This is a genomic window from Rugamonas violacea, from assembly GCF_016461825.1.
In the GTDB taxonomy this organism is placed as follows: domain Bacteria; phylum Pseudomonadota; class Gammaproteobacteria; order Burkholderiales; family Burkholderiaceae_D; genus Rugamonas.
In genome coordinates, this window is record NZ_JAEMNU010000123.1 from 45,931 (window position 1) to 67,439 (window position 21,509).

At 67.7% G+C, this 21,509-nt stretch carries 17 protein-coding genes and 5 tRNA genes; 15 read left to right on the top strand and 7 right to left on the bottom strand.

The annotated features are described in order from the left end of the window. Positions 1-88 precede the first annotated feature (88 nt). Both rlmB and rnr read right to left on the bottom strand, forming a co-directional pair. Complete coding sequence (gene rlmB / locus H7U20_RS22420; RefSeq protein WP_199761367.1) at positions 89-832, bottom strand: 23S rRNA (guanosine(2251)-2'-O)-methyltransferase RlmB; 744 nt, start codon at positions 830-832, stop codon at positions 89-91. Next, positions 833-3,427 (bottom strand): ribonuclease R, encoded by a 2,595-nt coding sequence (rnr, locus tag H7U20_RS22425; RefSeq protein WP_199761368.1) that lies wholly within the window; start codon positions 3,425-3,427, stop codon positions 833-835. Positions 3,428-3,771: 344 nt separating this feature from the next. Between rnr and H7U20_RS22430 the strand changes: the two genes are divergently transcribed. From H7U20_RS22430 to H7U20_RS22455, 6 genes are all read left to right on the top strand, one after another. Continuing rightward, positions 3,772-3,856: transfer RNA gene (locus tag H7U20_RS22430), tRNA-Leu, on the top strand. 328 nt (positions 3,857-4,184) lie between these two features. After that, on the top strand, positions 4,185-5,447 hold the full coding sequence (locus H7U20_RS22435; RefSeq protein ID WP_199761578.1) for a TonB family protein: 1,263 nt from the start codon (positions 4,185-4,187) through the stop codon (positions 5,445-5,447). 84 nt (positions 5,448-5,531) lie between these two features. Continuing rightward, positions 5,532-5,616 (top strand) — tRNA-Leu (locus H7U20_RS22440). A gap of 310 nt (positions 5,617-5,926) precedes the next feature. Further along, positions 5,927-6,011, top strand: a tRNA-Leu gene (locus H7U20_RS22445). A 222-nt stretch (positions 6,012-6,233) separates the two neighbouring features. After that, positions 6,234-6,318 (top strand) — tRNA-Leu (locus H7U20_RS22450). A gap of 220 nt (positions 6,319-6,538) precedes the next feature. Continuing rightward, a tRNA-Leu gene (locus tag H7U20_RS22455) sits at positions 6,539-6,623 on the top strand. A 139-nt stretch (positions 6,624-6,762) separates the two neighbouring features. Here the strand turns inward: H7U20_RS22455 and H7U20_RS22460 are convergent. Then, positions 6,763-7,743, bottom strand: coding sequence for a GlxA family transcriptional regulator (locus H7U20_RS22460; RefSeq protein WP_233410992.1), 981 nt, complete (start codon positions 7,741-7,743; stop codon positions 6,763-6,765). Between the two features lie 81 nt (positions 7,744-7,824). On the opposite strand from H7U20_RS22460, the gene H7U20_RS22465 reads away from it, so the two are divergent. Both H7U20_RS22465 and H7U20_RS22470 read left to right on the top strand, forming a co-directional pair. Continuing rightward, positions 7,825-8,427: a DJ-1/PfpI family protein gene (locus tag H7U20_RS22465; RefSeq protein WP_199761369.1), complete on the top strand. Its 603-nt coding sequence runs from the start codon at positions 7,825-7,827 to the stop codon at positions 8,425-8,427. Beyond that, positions 8,424-8,735: a cupin domain-containing protein gene (locus tag H7U20_RS22470; RefSeq protein WP_199761370.1), complete on the top strand. Its 312-nt coding sequence runs from the start codon at positions 8,424-8,426 to the stop codon at positions 8,733-8,735. Before H7U20_RS22465 ends, H7U20_RS22470 begins: the two co-directional genes overlap by 4 nt. A gap of 52 nt (positions 8,736-8,787) precedes the next feature. Here the strand turns inward: H7U20_RS22470 and H7U20_RS22475 are convergent, their stop codons facing one another. Next, on the bottom strand, positions 8,788-9,642 hold the full coding sequence (locus tag H7U20_RS22475; RefSeq protein WP_199761371.1) for an SDR family oxidoreductase: 855 nt from the start codon (positions 9,640-9,642) through the stop codon (positions 8,788-8,790). A 93-nt stretch (positions 9,643-9,735) separates the two neighbouring features. Between H7U20_RS22475 and H7U20_RS22480 the strand changes: the two genes are divergently transcribed. The 7 genes from H7U20_RS22480 (at position 9,736) to H7U20_RS22510 (ending at position 18,871) form a co-directional block, all read left to right on the top strand. After that, complete coding sequence (locus H7U20_RS22480; RefSeq protein ID WP_199761372.1) at positions 9,736-10,242, top strand: winged helix-turn-helix transcriptional regulator; 507 nt, start codon at positions 9,736-9,738, stop codon at positions 10,240-10,242. Between the two features lie 86 nt (positions 10,243-10,328). Continuing rightward, positions 10,329-12,494, top strand: a complete 2,166-nt coding sequence (locus H7U20_RS22485) for an ATP-binding protein (protein WP_199761373.1) — start codon at positions 10,329-10,331, stop codon at positions 12,492-12,494. Positions 12,495-12,520: 26 nt separating this feature from the next. Further along, positions 12,521-13,681, top strand: coding sequence for a GGDEF domain-containing protein (locus tag H7U20_RS22490; protein WP_233410993.1), 1,161 nt, complete (start codon positions 12,521-12,523; stop codon positions 13,679-13,681). 8 nt (positions 13,682-13,689) lie between these two features. Next, positions 13,690-13,977 (top strand): hypothetical protein, encoded by a 288-nt coding sequence (locus H7U20_RS22495; protein WP_370593220.1) that lies wholly within the window; start codon positions 13,690-13,692, stop codon positions 13,975-13,977. A 97-nt stretch (positions 13,978-14,074) separates the two neighbouring features. Beyond that, on the top strand, positions 14,075-14,638 hold the full coding sequence (locus tag H7U20_RS22500; RefSeq protein ID WP_199761374.1) for a phasin family protein: 564 nt from the start codon (positions 14,075-14,077) through the stop codon (positions 14,636-14,638). 206 nt (positions 14,639-14,844) lie between these two features. Continuing rightward, the gene (locus tag H7U20_RS22505; protein ID WP_199761375.1) at positions 14,845-16,485 is read left to right on the top strand and encodes a VRR-NUC domain-containing protein; all 1,641 of its coding nucleotides are present in this window, start codon (positions 14,845-14,847) and stop codon (positions 16,483-16,485) included. 79 nt (positions 16,486-16,564) lie between these two features. Then, positions 16,565-18,871 (top strand): ATP-dependent DNA helicase, encoded by a 2,307-nt coding sequence (locus H7U20_RS22510; protein ID WP_199761582.1) that lies wholly within the window; start codon positions 16,565-16,567, stop codon positions 18,869-18,871. On the opposite strand, the gene H7U20_RS22515 is transcribed toward H7U20_RS22510, so the two are convergent. The 3 genes from H7U20_RS22515 to H7U20_RS22525 are packed head-to-tail and all read right to left on the bottom strand — an operon-like array spanning position 18,852 to position 21,505. Continuing rightward, entirely contained in the window at positions 18,852-19,604 is a 753-nt protein-coding gene (locus H7U20_RS22515) for a LytR/AlgR family response regulator transcription factor (RefSeq protein WP_199761376.1), read from the bottom strand. The two genes, H7U20_RS22510 and H7U20_RS22515, sit on opposite strands and share 20 nt — an antisense overlap. A 2-nt stretch (positions 19,605-19,606) precedes the next feature. After that, positions 19,607-20,680 (bottom strand): sensor histidine kinase, encoded by a 1,074-nt coding sequence (locus H7U20_RS22520; protein ID WP_199761377.1) that lies wholly within the window; start codon positions 20,678-20,680, stop codon positions 19,607-19,609. Positions 20,681-20,683: 3 nt separating this feature from the next. Next, positions 20,684-21,505: a LiaI-LiaF-like domain-containing protein gene (locus H7U20_RS22525; protein ID WP_233410994.1), complete on the bottom strand. Its 822-nt coding sequence runs from the start codon at positions 21,503-21,505 to the stop codon at positions 20,684-20,686. Positions 21,506-21,509: the final 4 nt, after the last annotated feature.

Genomic DNA, 21,509 nt, shown 5'->3' on the forward strand with positions numbered 1-21,509 from the left:
CCCGCCGGGTCCGACCCCAGGTTCACGCCGCTGGGGTGGGTTCAAGTCAGCGGCAAGCCGGCCGGGAGCCGGCGCGGCGGGGCTGGCCTTAGCCTTCTTTGGCCATGCGCTGGCGGCGCGCTTCGTACAGACAGACGCCGGAGGCGACCGAGACGTTCAGGCTTTCGACCGAACCGAACATCGGAATGCTGACCAGCATGTCGCAGGTCTCGCGGGTCAGGCGGCGCATGCCCTCGCCTTCCGAACCCATGACCAGGGCGGTCGGGCCGGTGAAGTCGGCTTCGTACAGGCCTTTGTCGCCGTCGTCGGAAGTGCCGATCAGCCAGATGTCGCGGTCCTTCAGGTCGCGCAGGGTGCGCGCCAGATTCGTCACGGTGATGTAGGGCACCGTCTCGGCGGCGCCGCTGGCGACCTTGGCGGCGGTGGCGTTGAGGCCGACGGCGCGGTCCTTCGGCACGATGACGGCGTGGGCGCCGACACCGTCGGCGACGCGCAGGCAGGCGCCCAGGTTGTGCGGATCGGTGATGCCGTCGAGGACCAGCAGCAGCGGCGGGCCGTCGATGGCGTCGAGCAGCTCGTCGAGGTTGCGCGCCAGCGCCAGTTCGGAGGCGAAGGCGATCACGCCCTGGTGGCGGCGGGTGCCGACGATCTTGTCCAGACGCGAGGAGTCGACCGGCATGACGCGCACGCCCAGGGTCTTGGCGTTGGCCACCAGATCCTGCATGCGGCGGTCGCTACGGGTCGCATCGATGAAAATTTCTTCCACCGACGAGGCCTCATGACGCAAACGCGAGGTCACCGCATGGAAACCAAAAATCATTTTATTCTTCATTTATCGCTTCTTCTTACCAGATTTTGAGACAGGCTTCGCTGCTCGGGGTGCTACCGCGGCACCCGCCGCGGCATTTGACTTGCGGCCGCCGTCGGCCTTGGCCACGCTCTTGGCCGGCGCCTTGGGCACGGCCTTGGCTTTGGAACCGGCCCCGGCCTTGGCCTTGGCGGCCGGCGCGGGCTGGGCCGGCGCCGGCTGGGCCTGCGGCTGGCTGGTCTTGATTTCGTGGCGCGACTGGGTCTGCGGACCCGGCTTGATATTGGTCCGGCCGGAACCGTTGCTGTTCTTGCCGTTGCGGCCGCGACCGCCACCGACCGGCTCGTCGACTTCGGCGCCGCCCTTGCCGCGCGGACCTTTCGGCGCCGCCACCGGCTCGCCGGCCAGACGCAGGTCGATCTTGCGCATTTCCAGGTCGACGCGGGTGACCTGCACGGTGACGCGGTCGGTCAGCTGGTAGCGCTTGCCGGTGCGGTCGCCGCGCAGTTCGTGGCGGGCGTCGTCGTACTGGAAGTAGTCGGCGCCCAGGTCGGTGACGTGCACCAGGCCCTCGACGAACAGGCTGTCCAATTGCACGAAGATGCCGAAGGTGGTCACGCCGGTGATGATGCCGGTGAACTCCTCGCCCAGCTTGTCCTGCATGAAGTAGCACTTGAGCCAGGCTTCGACGTCGCGCGAGGCCTCGTCGGCGCGCCGCTCGTTGGCCGAGCAGTGCACGCCGAGGGCGTCCCAGACGGTCAGGTCGGCCGACTTCTTCTCTTTGCCCTCGGCCTTGTCCTTGGCCTGCTGCTTGCGCGTGGCGTTCGAGACATTGGTGTTGAGCACGCTCGTGGCGGCCACCTTGGGCTCGTACTTCTTGCCCAGCAGGATGGCCTTGATGGCGCGGTGGGTCAGCAGGTCGGGATAGCGGCGGATCGGGCTGGTGAAGTGGGCATACGCCTCATACGCCAGGCCGAAGTGGCCGATGTTGTCCGGGCTGTAGACGGCTTGCTGCATCGAACGCAGCAGCATGGTTTGCAGCAGGCCGGCGTCCGGGCGCTCCTTGACCTTCTTCATCAGCTCGGCGTAATCGCCCGCCGTCGGCTTGTCGCCGCCGTTCAGGTTCAGGCCGACCTGCTTGAGGAAGGTGCGCACCTGGGTCAGCTTTTCCTTGGTCGGGCTGGCGTGGATGCGGTAGGTGCCGGGATGCTTGTTGCGGATCAGCAGGTCGGCGGCGCAGACGTTGGCCGTCAGCATGCATTCCTCGATCAGGCGGTGGGCGTCGTTGCGCGTGCGCGGGATGATCTTCTCGATCTTGCCCGACGGGTTGCAGACGATGTAGGTCTCGGTGGTCTCGAAGTCGATCGCGCCGCGTTCGGTGCGCGCCTTCAACAGCGCCTGGTAGACGTCGTACAAATTCTGCAGGTGCGGCACGATGGCCTGGCGGCGCTTGGCCTCCGGTCCCTTGGTGTTGCCGAGGATGTCGGCCACTTCGCTGTAGGTCAGCCGCGCGGCCGAGTGGATCACGGCCGGGTAGAACTGGTAGGCCTTGATCTCGCCCTTGGCGGTGATGACGGCGTCGCACACCAGGGTCATGCGGTCGACCGCCGGGTTCAGCGAGCACAGGCCGTTGGAGAGTTTTTCCGGCAGCATCGGAATGACCCGGCGCGGGAAGTAGACCGAGGTGCTGCGTTCGAGCGCGTCGGTGTCGAGCGCGTCGTTCGGCTTGACGTAATGGCTGACGTCGGCGATGGCGACGATCAGACGGAAGGCGTTGCTGCGGCCGATCTTGACCGGCTCGCAGTACACCGCGTCGTCGAAATCGCGCGCGTCTTCGCCGTCGATGGTGACCATCGGCACGTCGCGCAGGTCGACCCGCTCGCCCAGGTCGGACTCGCGCACCACGTCGGGCAGCTTGGCGGCCTGTTTCAGCGCGGCGTCCGAGAAGATGTGCGGCACGTTGAATTTGCGCACGGCGATCTCGATCTCCATGCCGGGGTCGTCCAGCGAACCCAGCACTTCGGAAATCTTGCCGACCGGCTGCTTGAAGCGCATCGGTTGCTCGGTCAGCTCGACGCTGACGATCTGGCCCGACTTGGCCTTGCCGACGCCGCCGCTGATCAGGATGTCCTGGGCGATGCGCTTGTCTTCCGGCGCCACGACCCAGACCCCGTTCTCATTGAGCAGGCGGCCGATGATGTGGGTGTTGGCGCGGCTGACCACCTCGACGATGGTGCCTTCCGGACGGCCGCGACGGTCGACGCCGACCACCTTGGCCAGCACGCGGTCGCCATGCAGCACTTTCTGCATTTCTTTTTCCGGCAGGAACAGGTCGTCGCCCGGCTCGTCCGGGATGACGAAGCCGAAGCCGTCGCGGTGGCTGCTGACGCGGCCGGCCACGAAGCCGGTCTGCTCGGCCAGCACGAAGTGCCCCGTGTCATCCGATTTCAGCTGGCCGTCGCGTTCCATCGCGTTGAGCCGGCGCGACAGCACGGTCTGCGCTTCGGTGCCTACTTTGAGGGACTTCGCGAGGGCGCGCAAGTCGAGCGGCGCCTTGGCGCTGCGGAAGATACCGAGAATTTCCTCCCGGCTGGGAATGGTGTGGGTAGATTGGTTCAAAAGTATTTCTATAGTTATTATTGACAGTGATCAAATGGAAGTTCCGGCCTGAAAACTGCCACCGTCAATATATTGACACGGTGATAGGCCGTAGTGTACTTGGATTCGGGGTTCTTTACCTAACGCAGCATGCCCGCCGGCGGGTTTTGAAAGAAATTCACAAAACGGCTTTGACAACGTCGGCGATTCCTCTATAATTCTGGTCTCTCGCAGCGACAACGTTGAAAAACAGCGTCAAGGCGGGAAGCGTAAGACAGGGTTAATGTGCAGTAAGGAGCGAAAGCTCATCTGGCGCAAGACTCTCCAAAACGCTATAATAGCAGAAGTTGTTGAGCAGCATCAGTGCCCACGTGGCGGAATTGGTAGACGCGCATGGTTCAGGTCCATGTGCCGCAAGGTGTGGGGGTTCGAGTCCCTCCGTGGGCACCATCTACCGAATAAGTAAAAAAGCCGCAGACTTTCACGAGTCTGCGGCTTTTTTCATTGCCGCGCCCTCCTCCCCCTCCAGCAGCGCCTCCCCCAGCGCCTCCCCAGCCATGGGCCGGCGACGCCGACGCCGACACCACACGCCCAACGACCAACGCCGCGCGTGTGGCCGCGGAACATGCAGCATGTCCATTTTTGTTGTTTTTAGCTCATTCTTTTCTGGCGGCCATCCGGGATGCATTGTCTTGCCATGAATTCAATATACTATCTCGTACCGTCGACAAGTTTCCTCAACCCACGATCGCCCGCAGTCAATACAGCGCCATTTCCGATGACAAAATTGCACAGCCACTACGACAGTCTCAACGTCACCCGGGACGCTCCCGCCGAGGTGATTCGCGCGGCCTACCGCTCACTATCGCAAAAACACCACCCCGATAAAAACAGTGGCGACCAGGATGCGGCGCAAATGATGGCGCGCTTGAACACGGCGTACAGCGTGCTGTCCGATCCGGACCAACGGGAACTGTATGACCTGCAGATCATCCACGGCTGGCATGCCCGTGAAGGGCGCCATGACGCTCAAGAGGGGCGCGAAGGCGGCAACGCCGGCGCCCCACCCCGCCAAGCACCCCGTCCCGCCGATGGCCAAGCCGCCAACCAGGCCGATGTCTGGTTCCGGCTGTTCGGCGATCACAAGCAAGGCCGAAACCTGCGCGTTGTCGGCGCGCTCATCGGAAGTTTGTCCCTGGTCTTGAGCGTCGTCATCTATGTGGCCTGGCAGGAAAATCAATCGGCGCTGCGCATTGAAACGACGGTGCTTGCCGCCGCCAAGCCGGACCAGGGCTCGCCTGCCGCCGCCGGGACGACGGCCGAGGTGGCGACGTCGAATGGCAGCGCCGGCAAGCCGGTCGCGGTGGAACCGTCGACGCCATCGAGCGCGCCAAAGGTGCCTGCCGCGCCCGCCCCCAGCGGCAAGGCGTCCGAGTACGAGCGCCTGACCGCCATGCTGAAGAGCATGGGCTTCGGCTTGCACAAGCTCGACGCGCCGGCGCCCGCGCAGCCGCCGACGCCGCACAGCCCCGCCTCCCGCTCCTCGCCCCAGGCGGCCGACGCTGGCAGGGAAAGCGCCGTGCCGGCGCCAGCCGCGCCGACGGCCAAAGTGCCGGCGCCAGCCGAATCGGCGCGCTTGCGCGAAGAGAGCGACAAGCCGGCGGTGGCCGAAGCGGCGCGCGGCGAGAGCAAACCGGTCGCCACGGCGAACCCGTCCGGCGCGGCGGTGGCCGGCGCGAATCCGGCCAGCGCCGGCCAAGCGTCGCGCACCGCCATGCTGGCCGATGCGCGCGCCTGCGCCGCGCCACCCTATCCGACCAATTCCTACAGGAACGGCGAGTCCGGCACGGTACAACTGGCCCTGCTGGTTGGCGGCGACGGACGGGTCATCGAATCGAAAGTGCAGAAGTCGAGCGGTTTCCCCGAGCTCGACAAGGCCGCGCGCAAGGCGCTTTCGCTGTGCAAATTCAAGCCGGCCAGCGGCGACGCCCTGGCCGAGCCAACCTGGACCAATATCATTTACGCCTGGTCCATCGACTGAGCAAATTCGCCATTGACGGCGGCGGCCCGGCTTAGTATGATCCGCCCCGTTGCAACGTTGTCGGAACAGTAGACGACCCGCAGTGCCCACGTGGCGGAATTGGTAGACGCGCATGGTTCAGGTCCATGTGCCGCAAGGTGTGGGGGTTCGAGTCCCTCCGTGGGCACCACTACCGGATAAGCAGGAAATGAAAGCCGCAGACTGGCGACAGTCTGCGGCTTTTGTCATTTCCCGCCGCGACAAATATTGCGGCAAATCAAAGGGTCCCTCGAAAAACCGTCATTCGGCATCGGCGGACCGCCGCGCGGGCGGGAATCCATACCCCGCATGTCCATTGACTCAGCATGGGTTCCCGCCTGCGCGGGAACGACAATTTGCTGGTTTTTCGAAGTGACCCAAATTCAACATTGACGGCCATGGTTCGGCTTAGTAAGATACGCCCCGTTGCAACGTTGTCGGAACAATAGACAACCCGCAGTGCCCACGTGGCGGAATTGGTAGACGCGCATGGTTCAGGTCCATGTGCCGCAAGGTGTGGGGGTTCGAGTCCCTCCGTGGGCACCACTACCGGATTGGCAGGAAATGAAAGCCGCAGACTGGCAACAGTCTGCGGCTTTTGTCATTTCCGCGCCGCCGGTGTGCTGGCAAGGCAAAGTGCCGCTGCAAATTGGCAGGTAGCAAGTTTTTCCGAAAACTAGCGATCCGCTATTGACGCCATGCTGAGCAGCCCTTAAGATGCTGTCCTCTGTTGCAGAATACGCAGCGGAGAGTAGCAAGCAGTTCAGTGCCCACGTGGCGGAATTGGTAGACGCGCATGGTTCAGGTCCATGTGCCGCAAGGTGTGGGGGTTCGAGTCCCTCCGTGGGCACCACTCTACCGAATACGCAAAAAAGCCGCAGACTTTCACCAGTCTGCGGCTTTTTTCATTGCCGCGCCGCTTAGACGATTCACCGATTCACCGATTCACCGATTCAAGCAGAATGAAATTCTTTCACAAAAGAACCATTTCACCCTTGACGGTATGGCGACCGGCCCTTAAGATGCTGTCCTCTGTTGCAGAATACGCAGCAGGGAGCAGCAAGCAGTTCAGTGCCCACGTGGCGGAATTGGTAGACGCGCATGGTTCAGGTCCATGTGCCGCAAGGTGTGGGGGTTCGAGTCCCTCCGTGGGCACCACTCTACCGAATACGCAAAAAAGCCGCAGACTTTCACGAGTCTGCGGCTTTTTTCATTCTGGCGCCGAGAACGACGCGCCCGCTTCCCTCGCGCATTTCCACTCAGCCGCAGCGCCCGCTTCCCTCCCGCGCTTTTCCACTCAGCCGAAGCGCTCGCGGTATTCGCTGGGCATCACGCCCAGATGCGCGCCGAACGCGCGGCGCAGGTTGTACTCGCTGCCGAAGCCGCTCTGGTCGGCGGCCCGCTTGACCGTCATGCCCGGCCGCTCCAGCAGTTCGCAGGCCACCTCCATGCGCAGCTGCAGCAGCAATTGCGCCGGCGTGCCGCCGGTTTCCTGCTGCAGCTTGCGGTGCAGCGTGCGCACCGACAGCGCGAAGGCGGCGGCCATCTGCTCGACGTCGATATGCAGCTTCAGGCGCGGCCGCAGCCACTGCGTCAGCCGGCCGTGCAAACCTTGCGGCTCGGCCTGCGCCAGCAGTTCGGAACTGAACTGGCGCTGCCCGCCGGGCCGCTTGAGGAACATCACCATGCGCTTGGCGACGCCGAGCGCGGCGGCGCGGCCCTGGTCTTCTTCCACCAGGCTGAGCGCCAGATCCATGCCGGCCGTGATGCCGGCCGAGGTGTAGATGGGGCCGTCCTTCATGTAGATCGCGTCGTCCTGCACCAGCACGCTGGGGTATTGCGCCCGCAACTGCGCCACGTCCTGCCAGTGGGTGACGGCGCGGCGATGCGCCAGCAGGCCGGCGCGCGCCAGCGCGAAGGCGCCGGTGCAGACGGCGCAGCAGCGCGCCACGGCGGCGGCGGCGCGGGCGATCCAGCGCAGGGCGGCGGCATCGAGTGGCGCCGTCGCCAGTTCCATGCCCCGGCCGCCGGAGACGATCAACGTGGCGCCGTCGAGCCGGCGGCGTGGCAGCGGCGCCGTCAGCACGCTGATGCCGGACGATGACGGCACGGCGCCGCCGTCGGGCGAGATCATGTGGATGCGATACGGTTCCGGCCGGCCGGCGTCGCGCGCCTCGTCGTTGGCGGTGGAAAAAACCTGCGCCGGTCCGGTGGCGTCCAGCAGCACGAAGCCGGGGAACACCAGCACCCACACATCGATCATGGCAGTTGAATTCATATTGGCAGATATTCCACCATGAATGTCATTTGTGTCAACGCCGGCGCTGCCATGATGGACTCCTCAACCACAGGAGTCCACATGACACGCACCATCGGTATCTTTGTTTTCGACGACGTCGAGGTTCTCGATTTCGCCGGTCCTTACGAAGTGTTCACCTGCGCCACGCGGGTCAGCGGCAAGATCGCGCCGGATGCGCCGCCGCCGTTCCGCGTCAAAACGATCGGCCAGACGCCGGCCATGCTGCGCGCCCGCGCCGGCTTGAGCGTGATGCCGGAAGCGCATTTCGCCGACGCCGGCAAGATCGACGTGCTGATCGTCCCCGGCGGCGTGGTGACGGCGGAACTGGCCAAGCCGGCCGTGGCGCAATGGATCGCCGCCAGGGCCGACGCTTGCGAGCTGGTGGCGTCGGTGTGCACCGGCGCCTTCCTGCTGGCCCAGGCGGGCCTGCTGGACGGGCAGGACGTCACCACGCACTGGGCCGACATCGACGATCTGCGCGCCATGTTCCCGCAGCTGCACGTGCAGCCGCAGCGGCGCTGGATCGACAACGGCCGCACCGTCACCTCGGGCGGCATTTCGGCCGGCATGGACATGTCGCTGCACCTGGTCGAGCGGCTGGCCGGGCGCGAACTGGCGCTGCGCACCGCGCGGCAGATGGAATACGACTGGAACGAAGCTTGAGAGTCGTGCGCAGCAAGGACTTCACGGCGTCGCGCGCCTGGGGCGCCGACCTCATCGCCGCCATCGCCGACGCCACGGTGCGCCTGCACTGGAGCGACCAGCCCTATCCATGGCATGTCAACGACGGCGAGGAAGTGTTTGCCGTGCTCGATGGCTGCGTCGACATGCATTACCGCGCCGACGAGCGTGAACAGCTGGTGACGCTGCAGGCCGGCGACCTGTTCTTCGCCGACGTGGGGGACGCCCACAGCGCCCATCCACGCGGCCAGGCCAGGGTGCTGGTGATCGAAAAGCGCGGCAGCGTGTAGAGGGCGGCGGCCGACAGAATCCGCCGCCGGCTGCCGCCCTCCCCGCTTGCCGCTATGCCGGCAGCGCGCTGCGCACCGCTTGGGCCAGCGTCGTCGTCGGACGGCCGATCAGTTTGCCCAGGCTGCCACTGCTGTCGTCCAGCGCGCCTTGCGCGGCGGCGGCGTCCGAATCGGCGATCAGCGCCGCCAGCGGCGCCGGCAGGCCAAAGCCAAGCAGCGCTTCGCGGTAGGCCGCTTCGGGCAGATCGTTATAGGCCACCGGCTTGCCGCTTTGGCGCGCCAGCTCCGCCGCCAGTTCGGTCAACGTGAAGGCGCTGTCGCCGGCCAACTCATAAATCGCTTGCGGCGCCGTTTCGCTCAGCAGCACGGCCACGGCCGCCGCCGCGTAATCGGCCCGCGCCGCCGCCGCGATGCGGCCCGCGCCCGCGCCGCCCAGCAAGGCGCCGTGCTCCAGCGCGGTGCCCAGACCACCCGTGTAATTCTCCATATACCAGCCGTTGCGCAGCAAGGTGTAAGGCAAACCGCTGGCGCGCACGGCCGCTTCCGTCTCGCGGTGCTCGGCCGCCAGTCCCAGTGCGGAACTGTCGGCGTGCAGCACGCTGGTGTAGGCCAGCAGGCCGGCGCCGGCGCGCACGGCGGCGTCGACGACGTTGCGGTGCTGGGCGACGCGCTGCCCCACGGCGTTCGACGAAATCAGCAGCACCTTGCCGGCGCCGTGGAAGGCGGCGTCCAGCGTGGCCGGCACGTCGTAGTCGGCGTGGCGCACCTGCACGCCCAACGCGGCCAGCGCGCCGGCCTTGCCGACGTCGCGCACGGCGGCGACGATCTGCGATGGCGGCACCGACTTGAGCAAGCCGGCGACGATCAATTGGCCCAGTTGGCCGGTGGCGCCTGTGATGACGATCATGGAAATCCTCTATGTGTGGTGGGGAGAACCGTATAATAGGACCGACACTAACAAATTGTAAGTACGCACATTTTGGTAAGTATGGAGAAACCCATGAATCGCGACCAGCACGAGCAACACGAACCACCCGACCAGAGCGACCAGAACGACCCGCAGCGGCCCGCGCAACCGGGCAAGACCCTGCGCGCCACCATCGCCGCCAACGCCGAGATCGACGATTTCGCCGCCCGGCTGACGGCGGCCAACTGCCCCTCGCGCGCCGTGCTCAGCCATTTGACCAGCCGCTGGGGCACCCTCATCATGGTGGTGCTGCTGGCCGACGGCAGCCGGCGCTTCAGCCAGTTGCGCCGCGCCGTCGGCGGCGTCAGCGAAAAAATGCTGGCGCAAACCCTCGACGGCCTGGTCGGCGACGGCTTCGTGCGGCGCCTCGACCACCAGGTGATTCCGCCCCACGTCGAATACAGCCTGACGGCGCTGGGGCGCGAGGCGGCCGAACGGCTGGCCGCCCTGGTCGACTGGATCGAGCAGAGCTATCCGCGCATCGAGGCGGCCCGCCGGCAAGCCGAGCCGGCGGGCGGGAAACAGACAGCGGCGGCCTAATTTGCCCCCCGCCGGCCCGGCGAAGGGCTGGCCGGGGCGATCTTGTAATACACTGGGTTCACCGCTGCCCCAGACACTTTGCCGACATGACGCCACCGCTCTCCCGTCCGCCGCAGACCATCCTGATCGCCACTGGCTCCGCCTTTGACTTAGCCGCCTTGCAACAATTGCTTTCTCGATATAGTTTCCAAGTGCAGTCGGTCAGCAAGGGCGATAGCGCGTTGCAGGCGGTGGCGGCCGGCGGCATCGCCCTGACGCTGCTCGACGTGGCGCTGGCCGGCAGCGCCGGTTTCGAACTGTGCCGCCGCCTGACGGCGCTCAGCGCCCGCCCCATGCCGGTTTTTTTGCTGTCGGCCACGCCCAGCGACGACGAACAACTGCGCGCCACGCAGGCCGGCGCCGCCGCCTACATCACCCTGCCGCTGCGGCCGGCCGAACTGGCGCGCCGCGTGCTGCACGAGCTCGGCGTGCTGAGCGACACGCCGGCGCCGCCCGATCCCTGCCTGGCCGAGCTGAGCGTCAACTACCACGCCATGCTGGCCAGCTCGCCCGACATCGTGCTGCTGCTGGACCTGGAACAGAACCGGCTGATCGACGTCAACCGCAACGCTTGCCGCCTGTTCGGCCGCAGCGAGGCCGAGCTGCTGCAGGCCAACCTGCTCGACCTGTGCCCCCGGCGGCAACCGGACGGGCGCGCCTCGGCGGCGGCGCTGGCGGCGCAAATGGCCCAGGTGCAGGCCGGCGACATCCGCATGTTCGCCGTCACTTTCCAGCACCGCGACGGGCGCCTGCTGAACTGCGAAATGCGCATGGTGGCGCTGGACCAGGCCGAGCGCCAGTTGATGCATGTGCGCGTGATCGACATTTCCAGCCGCACGCGCGCCGAGGCGCTGCGCCAGGGCCAGAACGCGCTGCTCGAAATGATCGCCCGCGGCGCGCCGCTGACGGCCACGCTCGACCAACTGATCCACCTGATCGAGGCGCAGTCGGACGGCGTGCTGTGCGCGGTGATGCTGCTGGCCGACGACGGCGTCAGCATGCAGGCCGGCGCCGGCGCCAGCCTGCCGCCCGCCTACCTGCACGCCTTCGAAGGGCTGGCGATCGGCCCGGCGGTCGGCTCCTGCGGCACCTCGATGTACCGCAAGGAGACGGTGGTGGTGGCGGACATCCTGAACGATCCGCTGTGGGCGCCCTACCGGGCCATGGCCGGCGAGCACGGCCTGCGCGCCTGCTGGTCGACGCCCATCATCTTCGAACAGGACCACGTGTTCGGTTCCTTCGCCATGTACTACACCGAGGTGCGCAGCCCGACCAGCGAGGAACGCCGCCTGATCGACGTCGCCAGCCACCTGGCCGGCATCGCCATCGCCGGCACGCGGCGCGAGCGGGAATTGCTGCGCCATCGCGAGCACCTGGAAGAGCTGGTGGCGGCCCGCACGGCCGAGCTGCGCCTGGCCAACGAGGAGCTCAGCGCGGCGCTGGAAAACCTGGGCCGCACGCGCGACGAACTGGTGCGGCGCGACAAGCTGGCCGCGCTGGGCACGCTGGTGGCCGGCGTCGCCCACGAATTGAACACGCCGATCGGCAACAGCCTGATGATGGCCACCAGCATCAGCGAGCGCACCGCCGAAATGCGCGCCGGCCTGGCCGCCGGCCTGCGCCGCTCCGCGCTGGAGGGCTACCTGGCGCAAGCGGCCGAAGCCGACGAGGTGATGGTGCGCAATCTGCGCCGCGCCGCCGACCTGGTGGCCAGCTTCAAGCGCATCGCCGTCGATTCGGCCGGCTCGCAGCGCTGCCGCTTCCAGCTCGACCAGATGCTGCCCGAGCTGCTGTCGCAATTGAAGGCCGGCCATGCCGGCCCGCTGCGGCTCGAACTCGACATCGAGGCCGGACTGGAGCTCGACAGCTATCCCGGCCCGCTCGAACAAGCCGTCGCCAATCTGTTCGAAAACAGCCTGGTGCACGGCCTGGCCGGGCGCGACGACGGCGTCGTCAGCGTGCGGGCGCGCCGCGTCGGCGACGACATCGCCCTGGCGCTGGGCGACAACGGCGGCGGCATCGCGGCCGAACACCTGACACGCATCTACGACCCCTTCTTCACCACCCGGCTCGGCTCGGGCGGTTCCGGCCTGGGCCTGTACATCACCCACAACATCGTCACCGGCGTGCTGGGCGGCCGCATCGACGTCGACAGCGCGCCCGGCCAGGGCAGCCGCTTCACGCTGTCGCTGCCGGCCAGCGCGCCGCGCTGAGCCGCGTCGCGGATGGAGAACACGCTTTGAGCCTGCCCCCTGTCGAGTCCGATTGCTGGCAAGTGGCGCCGTTGAGCGCCGAATTCCGCCACGGCGCCACCGAGCGCGCCTTCCTCGGCGAGCAACTGGCGCAGACCCAGCGCCAATTGCGCCTGGCCCTGCTGTTCTGCGCCGTCTTCTACCTCGGTTTCGCCGTCACCGACCTGGCCTGGATCGGCGCCCAGCAGCACACGCCGGCCCTGCTGACGGTGCGCGCGGCGGTGGTGCTGTGCGGGCTGGGCTGCCTGTGGCTGCTGCGCCGCCGGCCCCGCTCCATCAAGGTCAGCCGGCTGGCCGCCAGCGCCGCCAGCGTCGCCGGCAGCGCCGGCATCCTGCTGATCGCCGCGCTGCGGCCGAGCGAATTCCTGCTGCACGCCATCACCATGAGCATCCTGGTCACCGTGCTCTACATCTACATCCCGAACCGCCTGCTGTACGCCGTCGCCGTGGCGCTGGGCAGCACGCTGGGCTTCATCGCGCTGGCCTGGTGGCGCGCGCCGCTGTCGGCCGTCGAACTGGGCACCATGGCCACCTTGCTGCTGCTGGCCAACGTGTTCGGCTATGTGGCGGCGCTGCGCTACCAGCGCCTGTGGCGCGACGAGTACGCCAGCCGCTGCGTGCTGCGCGACCAGTCGATCCGCGACCACCTGACCGGCTGCTACAACCGCCGCCACCTGCACGAGCAGCTGCTGGAGAACGAACTGGCGCGGGCCCAGCGCTACAAGCTGAGCCTGACGGTCATCATGTGCGACCTCGACCATTTCAAGGCGATCAACGACAACCACGGCCACCACGGCGGCGACGCCGTGCTGGTGATGTTCGCCGAGCTGCTGCGCAGCATGACGCGCGAGGGCATCGACGGCGTGGTGCGCTACGGCGGCGAGGAGTTCCTGCTGGTGCTGCCGGAGACCGACCTGCGCGGCGGCGTGTTGCTGGCCGAGCGCCTGCGCCAGGCGCTGGCCGCCACGCCGATCGCCCACAAGCAGCAGCTGATCCGCGCCACCGCCAGCTTCGGCGTGGCCAGCGTCGACTTCGCCAGCTCGGCCAACCCGGCGGCCCACCACGGCATGATCGCCAGCGCCGACAATTTGCTGTACGCTGCGAAAAAGGCGGGCCGCAACCAGGTCTGCGCCCTGCAACTGCCGTGAGAGCCCGCATGCACACCCGCCAACCGCCGCGCCGCACCACCTCCTCCCTCGCCGCCGCCGCCGCCGCCGCCAAGCCCAGCCACGGCGGCGGCCGGCGGCCGGCCCGCCTGGCCGTCGCGCTGGGCCTGGGCCTGTATTGCGCCAGCCTGTTGGCCGGCCCGGCGCCCTGGTACATCTGGCGCAGCAAGGTCGACGGCGCGCGCGTTTGCCACCAGACCCCGCTCGGCCCCGGTTGGGAGATCGCCGCCGGTCCCTATCGAGATAGCCATTGCGAAAAGCCATCACTTGCTAAATAATGGGGCCACCACAACACGGGCCAGCCCGGCGCTTTTGCAGCACACTTGCACGACTTGAAGGAAGTACTAGTTCATCCCATCACAACGAGGAGATTCTATGTTCACCAATCCCGAACAGTTTGCCAATGCCACCAAAGCCTTATTTGAATTCCAACTGGAAACTTTTAACACCCTGACCAGCAAGGCCGTGCAGGGCGTCGAACAGGTCGTCGCCTTGAACCTGGCCACCGCCAAATCGAACGTCGAGGGCGGCCTGGCCGCCGGCAAGGAGATCAGCCAGGCGCCGGACCCGAAGGCGGCGCTGGCCGTCGCCCAGGCCCAAGCCAAACCCGGCCTTGCCAACGCGGCCGCCTACAACCAACAGCTCGGCGTCATCATCGCCGACATCCGTGAGGAATTCACCCGCGCCGCCGACGCCCACATCGCCGAGGCCAAGAGCAATCTGAGCGCGCTGATCTACGACGTCACCAAGAACGTGCGTCCCGGCTCGGAAAACGCCGTGCAGATCGTCAAATCGGCCATCGACAACGCCTTCAACGGCTACGAGCAGGTGACCAAGGCCACCAAGCAGGCCGTCGAGGCGGTCGAGGCGCAAATCGCCAAGGCCGCCGCGCTGGTCGACCAGGCGCCGGAGGCAGCGGCCGCCAAGGCCGCCAAGTAGTCAATCCCCACGCAGCGATGCACCCAACGGGCCGCCGATCAGCGGCCCGTTTGCTTTGGCGTTTGCTGCGGCGTTTACTTTTCTGCGGCGCCGGCAGCTGCCGGCCGGCATAAATTCGCTGGGCAAGCGGCGGCGGACGCGATACACTGTACATAAACACAGTCAACCATTTGCCGCCGTCCGCCCTCCTCCCCTCCCGCACCGCAATGATCAACGTTCTGGACAATCCGCTGTACTACCTGGACAACTTCCACCAGGTGCTGGACTGGATCGCCGGCCGCTACGGCGACCTGCTGAGCGCCGAGGAAAGCGGCTTCATCCGCGACTTCGCCGGCCTGCCGCAGCCGTCCCGCGCGCTGTTCGTGCGCATGGTGATGCGCAAGGGCGAGCTGTTCCGCGCCAGCAAGCTGGTCTACGCCGAGATCGGCGCCGCCGAGGCCGCCGCCACGCCGCTGGTGGCACTCGGCCTGGTCGAAGCAGATCCGCTGCTGACGCTGGAGCAGCTGTTCGAGTTGCTGCAAAAAGCCGAGATCGCCAGCGCCTTCCAACTGGCGCCGGCCGAGGCCAAGCTGCGCAAGCCCGAGCAATTGGCCCTGCTGGCCGGCCGCCACGACGGCGCGCGGCGCTTCTCGGCCTGGTATGGCGCCGCCGGCGAGCGGGCCTACCGCATCGCCGCGCAGGCCCTGTGCGACCGCCTGCGCCTGATCTTCTTCGGCAACGCGCATCAGGACTGGACCGAGTTCGTGCTGTCCGACCTGGGCATCTACCAGTATGAAAAGGTCGAGTTCGCGCCGGCCGCGCGCGGCTTCCGCAGCCGCGCCGACATCGACGACTATCTGCGCCTGCAGCACTGCCAAGAGCGCTTCGTCAACGGCGAGCCGCTCGACGAGGTGCTGGCCGGACTGCCGCCGCCGGCCGTCGACAACGAATGGTTGCGCAGCCGGCGCGACAAGCTGCTGTTCCAGTTCGCCCAGCAGCTGGAGAAGCAGCGGGACTGGTGCGCCGCGCACGCCCTGTACGCCGGCTGCGGCTATCCCGGCGCGCGGGCGCGCGCCATCCGCGTGCTGGAGAAGGATGGCCGCAGCGCGGCCGCCTTCACGCTGCTGCAGGCGGCCCAGCGCGCGCCGGAGAGCGAGGCCGAACGCCAGCAGCTGCTGCGCATCGCGCCGCGCCTGGCGCGCCAGCTGGGCCAGGCGCGGCCGGCGCCGGCCGTGCCCGCGCCGGTGCGGCGGCTGGAGCTGAGCCTGCCGGCGCCTGGCCAGCCGGCCTACGTCGAGCTGGTCGTGCGCGACCACCTGAGCAGCGCGGCGGCGCCGGTGTTCTACGTCGAGAACGCGCTGATCAATTCGCTGTTCGGCCTGCTGTGCTGGGACGCCATCTTCTGCGCCATCCCCGGCGCCTTCTTCCACCCCTTCCATCGCGGCCCGGCCGACCTGCACAGCGCCGACTTCCAGCGCCGCCGCGCGCCGCAGTTCGCCGCCTGCCTGGCGCAGCTCGACGGCGACGGCTGGCGCGACACGGTGCGCGCCAACTACGCCCGCAAGGCCGGCATCCAGTCGCCCTTCCTGTACTGGGACGCGCTCGACACCGAGCTGCTCGAACTGGCGCTGGCCTGCATCCCCGCGCGGCACCTGCGCCTGGCCTTCGAGCGCATCCTGCAAGACGTCAAGGCCAACCGCAGCGGCTTCCCCGACCTGATCCAATTCTGGCCGGAGGAAAAGCGCTACAGCATGATCGAGGTGAAGGGGCCGGGCGACCGCCTGCAGGACAACCAGCTGCGCTGGATCGCCTACTGCGCCGAACACCAGATGCCGGTATCGGTCTGCTATCTGCAATGGAGCGCCTGAAACGATGGCGCCGGTGACAACCATGACGACCGTGCCGGCGCCGACGCCGACGCCGACGCCGACGCCGACGCCGGCCAACATGCCCGGCTACAGCGTCGCCGTGCGCGCACTGTGCGAGTTCACCGCCAAGGCCGGCGACCTGGATCTGCGCTTCACGCCCTCGCCGACGGCGCAGGAGGGCATCGCCGGCCACGGCGTGGTGACGGCGCGGCGCGGCCCGCACTACCAGAGCGAAATCAGCCTGGCCGGCGACTACGGCCCGCTGCACGTGCGCGGCCGCGCCGACGGCTACGACCCGCAGCTGGGCCAACTGGAGGAGATCAAGACCTATCGCGGCGACCTGGCGCGCATGCCGGACAACCACCGCCGGCTGCACTGGGCGCAGTTGAAGATCTACGGCCACCTGCTGTGCCGCCAATTGGGACTGGCGCAGCTGCGCCTGGCGCTGGTCTACTTCGACATCGGCAGCCAGCAGGAAACCGTGCTGCACGAGGAGCGGCAGGCAAGCGAACTACAGGCCCACTTCGAGCAGCAGTGCGCGCTGTTCCTGCACTGGGCCGAGCAGGAGATGGCACAGCGCGCGGCGCGCGACGCGGCGCTGGCCACCCTGGCCTTCCCGCACGCCGCCTTCCGCGCCGGCCAGCGCCAGCTGGCCGAGGCGATGTACAAGGCCAGCACGCGCGCTTGCTGCCTGCTGGCGCAGGCGCCGACGGGCATCGGCAAGACCGTCGGCAGCCTGTTCCCGCTGCTCAAAGCCAGCGCCGCGCACAAGCTCGACAAGGTGTTCTTCCTCGCCGCCAAAACCTCCGGCCGGCAGATGGCGCTCGACGCGCTGGCCGTGATCCGCCGGGCGGCGCCGGCGCTGCCGCTGCGCGTGCTCGAACTGGTGGCGCGCAGCAGCGCCTGCGAGCATCCCGAACTGGCCTGCCATGGCGACTCCTGCCCGCTGGCGCGCGGCTTCTACGACCGCCTGCCGGCCGCGCGCGCCGCCGCGCTGCAAGCCGGCCCGCTGGACCAGGCCACGCTGCGCGCGGTGGCGCTGGCGCACCAGGTCTGCCCCTACTACCTGTGCAGCGAAATGGCGCGCTGGAGCGACGTCGTCATCGGCGACTACAACTACTACTTCGACAGCGGCGCCATGCTGCACAGCCTGACCCTGCTCAACGGCTGGAAGGTCGCCGTGCTGGTCGACGAGGCGCACAACATGGTCGCGCGCGCCCGCAAGATGTATTCGGCGGAACTGGAACACGCCAGCCTGCGCCTGCTGCGCAAGAGCGCGCCGGAGGCGTTGAAGAAACCACTCGACCGCGTGCAGCGCGCCTGGAACGCGTTGGAAAAGGAGCAGCAAACCGACTACCAGGCCTACGCCGAGCTGCCGGAAAAATTCGTCGCGGCGCTGCAGAACGCCGCCAACGCCATCGCCGCCCACCAGGCCGAGCATCCGGCCCAGTCCGACCCGGCGCTGCTGGAGTTCTACTTCGCCGCGCTACAGTTCAGCCGCCTGGCCGACAGCTTCGGCCAGCATTCGCTGTTCGACATCAGCAAGCGCGGCGGCAGCGCCAGCCGGCCCGACTCGCTGCTCTGCATCCGCAACATCGTGCCGGCGCCCTTCCTGCGGCCGCGCTTCGAGGCCAGCCACACGACGGCGCTGTTCTCGGCCACGCTCAGTCCGTGGAACTACTTCTGCGACACGCTGGGCATGCCGGCCGACACCGCCTGGGTCGACGTCGAATCGCCGTTCGCCGCCGAGCAATTGGCGGTGCGCGTGGCCGGCCACATCTCGACGCGCTACCAGCACCGGGCCCGCTCGCTGGCGCCGATCGCCGCGCTGATCGGCGCGCAGTACACCCGTCAGCCGGGCAACTACCTGGCCTTCTTCAGCAGCTTCGACTACATGGAGCAGGCCGCCGAACAGTTCGCCCGGCTGCATCCGCAAGTGCCGCAGTGGCGCCAGCAGCGCCGCATGGACGAGACGGCGCGGGCCGGCTTCCTGGCCCGCTTCGCCGAGGACGGCGCCGGCGTCGGCTTCGCCGTGCTGGGCGGCTCCTTCGGCGAGGGCATCGACTTGCCCGGCGCCCGGCTGATCGGCGCCTTCATCGCCACCCTCGGCCTGCCGCAGCTGAATCCCGTCAACGAGCAGATCCGCCAGCGCATGGAGGCCGTCTTCGGCGCCGGCTACGACTATGCCTATCTCTTCCCCGGCATGCAGAAGGTGGTGCAGGCGGCCGGCCGGGTGATCCGCACGCAGACCGATCGCGGCACCGTGTACCTGATCGACGACCGCTTCGGCCGGCCGGAGATCGCCCGCCTGCTGCCGGCCTGGTGGCGCGTGGAGCAAGCCGGGCGCGAAGAAGCGCCGCCCGCCGCTACAGCATCGCGCTCCTGATTTTCTGGTAGCCGCTGCGGCTGATCGGAAGCCTGCCGCCGTCGGCCAGCAGCGCGACGTGGCTGTCGCGGGTGGCCTGCTCGATGCGCTCGACGAAATCGATGTTGACGACATACGAGCGGTGGATGCGCAGGAAGCGCGCCGCCTCCAGCTGCCCCTCCAGCTCGGACAGGCTCTGGTTCTTCAAGTAGCTCCTGCCCTCGCTGTGGATCTGCACATAGTCGTCCTGCGCCTCGATATAGGCGATCTTGTCGCAGGCGATGACGTGGACCTTGGCGCCGTCGCGGATCAGCAGGCGCGCCAGCGGCACCTTGCGCGCCGCCGCTTCGCGCGCCATGGCGACAACGGCGGCCACGGCGCCGTCGGCTTGCGGCCCGGCCTGGCCGATGCTGGCGCGGGCGTGCGCCAGCGCTTGGTCGAAGCGCTGCTGGCTGAACGGCTTGAGCAGATAGTCGAGGGCGTGGAACTCGAAGGCCTTGATGGCGTACTGGTCGAAGGCGGTGGCGAAAATGAAGCGCGCCTTGCCGGCGCTGAGCTCGGCCACCTCGAAGCCGTCCAGCTTGGGCATCTGGATGTCGAGGAAGACCAGGTCGGGCGCCAGTTCGCTGATCGCCTTGACCGCCTCGAAACCGTTGGCGCATTCGGCGACGATGTCGACGTCGGCGTGTTCGGCCAGGTACTCGCGCACCACGCCGCGCGCCAGCGCCTCGTCGTCCACAATGATGATACGCATGCTCACTCCTCGTTCAGTTGGGCCGGCATGGTGATCTCCACGCCGAAGTGGTTTTCCCGCCGCGCCCAATGGATGCTGGCCTCGTGCCGGTAGGCGCCGGCCAAACGCTGGCGCACGTTGCTCAAGCCGATGCCCTGGCCCCGGCCGCCGTTGGCCGGCGGGTCCGGGTCGACCGGGTTGTCGACGCCGATGTGCAGCAGCGAACCGGCGCGGCGCGCCGTGACGCGGATGGTGCCGCCCTCGGGCAGATGGCAGATGCCGTGCTTGACGGCGTTCTCCACCAACGGCTGGATCAGCATCGGCGGCAGCAGGCAGGCCGCCGCGTCGGCGCCGATCTGTTCCTCGAACAGCAGGCGGGCGCCGAAGCGCACCTGCTCGACCGCCAGGAAGTGGCGGATCAATTCCATTTCCTGGCCCAGGGTGACCTTGCGGTGCGCCTCCAGCCCCAGGCTGTGGCGGAAGAAGCTGGCCAGTTCCAGCGTCATGCGGCGCGCGCCCTTGGGGTCCTGCGAGGTCAGCGCGCTGATCGAATTGAGGCTGTTGAACAGGAAGTGCGGATCGATCTGCGTGCGCAACATGCGCAGCTCGGCCTCCTGCGCCATCAGGCGCGCCTCCAGCGCGCGCTGCTCGGCGCCGGTGGCGCGGACAAACTCGATGACCAGGTAGTGCAGCGCCGCCGCGAAGCCGTACAGCAGCACGCCCTCGGCCACCATCAGCGCGGCCAGGCTGGGGCCCAGTTCAATGCCGGCCCAGCTGACGCCGAGCAGCAGGCACAGGCCGTTCCAGCCCTGGCCGACGGCCAGCCACAGCACCCCGGCCACCAGCGCCGCCACCGAGAACACCAGCGGAATCGCCCGCGCCCGTGGCCCGCCCAGCGGATACGAGCGGCACAGATAATAGGCCGAGTAGCCGGCGGCGAAGGCGTAGACCAGGTTCACCGGCAGCGCGAACAGCATCGCGTTGAGCGGCGCGGCGGCCCCCACCAGGGTGATGACGCCGCCCAGCGCAAAGCCGAGGAATAGCCACACCGACAGGTAGACGACGCCGCCGCGACGGCTGGCGAACAGGCCCCGCATCGCCTAGTTGCGCACTTCCAGGCCGCCCATGATGGCGTAGCCTTTGATGAGCAGGCGCTTGCCGGCGTTGGGCGGCGCGCTGGTCTTCTCGTCGAAGCCGCCCATGATGGGCGTGCCCACCAACACCACCGTCCAATCGGCCGGCACCTTGATCTGGATGCCGCCGAACAGGGCGAACACGTCGAGCACCGCCTCGCCGTCGATCGAGCACTGGCGCAGGTCGAGTTCGCAGCCACCCATCACGGCGGTGACCTCGCCGCCACGGAAGTGCTGGCTGCTGACGCGCCGCACATAACTGCCCATCACCGCTGTGACGTTGATGACGGCATCGTCGCCCTTGTTTTCGCTTTTGTTTTCGCCCTTGTCTTCGCCCTTGTTTTCCGCGCTGCTTGCGCCGCCTGTCGCCGCGCCGCCTGTCGCACCGCTCTTGCCCTGCCAATTGTCGGCCTTGTCCAGTCTCACCACCTTGACATCCAGGACGCGGCGGCCGGTGACGGAACGGTACACCACCATCAGGCCGGCGCCGATCAGCAGGATCGGCCACAGCGTGCGCCAGGTGACGTAGACCAGGCCCAGTCCCTTGAGCGTCAACAGGCCGCCGAACAGGATCAGCGCGCCGCCGACCATGGCGCCGCCGGCGCTGCGGGTTTGCAGGATCTTCAGGATGCCGACGGCGACCAGCACCAGCGGCCAGAAGTGCATCGAGTAGCGGAAGTCGAGCACGCCCAGGTTATCCAGCAAGAACAGCACGCCCAGGGCGATGACCAGCAGGCCGAACACGACCTGGCTGGCCGGATTACGTTGGCGTCGGGGTTGGCGTTCCATGCGC

What these genes read in the sequence shown, in the direction of transcription:
- rlmB (WP_199761367.1), bottom strand. Translation starts at nt 832, where the DNA reads ATGAAGAATAAAATGATTTTTGGTTTCCATGCGGTGACCTCGCGTTTG.
- H7U20_RS22435 (WP_199761578.1), top strand. Translation starts at nt 4,185, where the DNA reads ATGACAAAATTGCACAGCCACTACGACAGTCTCAACGTCACCCGGGAC.
- H7U20_RS22460 (WP_233410992.1), bottom strand. Translation starts at nt 7,743, where the DNA reads ATGAATTCAACTGCCATGATCGATGTGTGGGTGCTGGTGTTCCCCGGC.
- H7U20_RS22465 (WP_199761369.1), top strand. Translation starts at nt 7,825, where the DNA reads ATGACACGCACCATCGGTATCTTTGTTTTCGACGACGTCGAGGTTCTC.
- H7U20_RS22475 (WP_199761371.1), bottom strand. Translation starts at nt 9,642, where the DNA reads ATGATCGTCATCACAGGCGCCACCGGCCAACTGGGCCAATTGATCGTC.
- H7U20_RS22480 (WP_199761372.1), top strand. Translation starts at nt 9,736, where the DNA reads ATGAATCGCGACCAGCACGAGCAACACGAACCACCCGACCAGAGCGAC.
- H7U20_RS22485 (WP_199761373.1), top strand. Translation starts at nt 10,329, where the DNA reads ATGACGCCACCGCTCTCCCGTCCGCCGCAGACCATCCTGATCGCCACT.
- H7U20_RS22495 (WP_370593220.1), top strand. Translation starts at nt 13,690, where the DNA reads ATGCACACCCGCCAACCGCCGCGCCGCACCACCTCCTCCCTCGCCGCC.
- H7U20_RS22500 (WP_199761374.1), top strand. Translation starts at nt 14,075, where the DNA reads ATGTTCACCAATCCCGAACAGTTTGCCAATGCCACCAAAGCCTTATTT.
- H7U20_RS22505 (WP_199761375.1), top strand. Translation starts at nt 14,845, where the DNA reads ATGATCAACGTTCTGGACAATCCGCTGTACTACCTGGACAACTTCCAC.
- H7U20_RS22510 (WP_199761582.1), top strand. Translation starts at nt 16,565, where the DNA reads ATGCCCGGCTACAGCGTCGCCGTGCGCGCACTGTGCGAGTTCACCGCC.
- H7U20_RS22515 (WP_199761376.1), bottom strand. Translation starts at nt 19,604, where the DNA reads ATGCGTATCATCATTGTGGACGACGAGGCGCTGGCGCGCGGCGTGGTG.
- H7U20_RS22520 (WP_199761377.1), bottom strand. Translation starts at nt 20,680, where the DNA reads ATGCGGGGCCTGTTCGCCAGCCGTCGCGGCGGCGTCGTCTACCTGTCG.
- H7U20_RS22525 (WP_233410994.1), bottom strand. Translation starts at nt 21,505, where the DNA reads ATGGAACGCCAACCCCGACGCCAACGTAATCCGGCCAGCCAGGTCGTG.